1 protein-coding gene and 1 pseudogene are annotated in these 542 nt (G+C 54.6%); both read right to left on the bottom strand.

Features of this window, described 5'->3' with window-relative positions:
* Positions 1-110: pseudogene (locus J5224_RS34720) on the bottom strand (hydrolase TatD); the annotation flags it as partial.
* 108 nt (positions 111-218) lie between these two features.
* A partial coding sequence (locus tag J5224_RS34715) for a twin-arginine translocase subunit TatC (protein WP_264629354.1) occupies positions 219-542 on the bottom strand: 324 nt, incomplete at its 5' end.

The raw sequence follows: 542 nt of genomic DNA, 5'->3' as shown, positions 1-542 counted from the left end.
GTTCCGGTGATGATCATCCCGCTCACCGCAAGCGCCTGAGCACGCTCAATGACCAGAGCACGGTCGTGAGCAAATTGGCTATTGGTCAGATTGACGCCGATATCAAACATGGACATTCCTGAATGGGTAATGACATTCCCGCACTGGCGAGCGTGTCCTGAAGGGAGGCGGATGTAATCGGGAGGAAATCCCCGCCTAGGCGGGGATCACAACAGGATTCAGGACGACGGGCCTTCTTTGCTCTCTTCTGCCTCTGCCTCGCGTTCTTCTGCATCAACCTGACGGCGACCTTTCCCCACGTAAAAACGCGAGCAGAACAGGCCAACTTCAAACAACAGGTACATCGGAATCGCCAACAAGGTCTGCGAGAACACGTCCGGTGGCGTCAACAACATACCGACAACGAAGGCTCCGACCAGCACATAAGGCCGCTTCTTCTTCAAATCTTCCGTGTTGGTCACGCCGCTCCAGCACAGCAGTACAATCGCAATCGGTACCTGGAAAGAGACACCAAACGCCATAAACAGCGCCATCACGAAATC

It is taken from the genome of Candidatus Symbiopectobacterium sp. NZEC135 (assembly GCF_025962695.1).
This window is presented reverse-complemented; position numbering and strand designations above follow the sequence as displayed.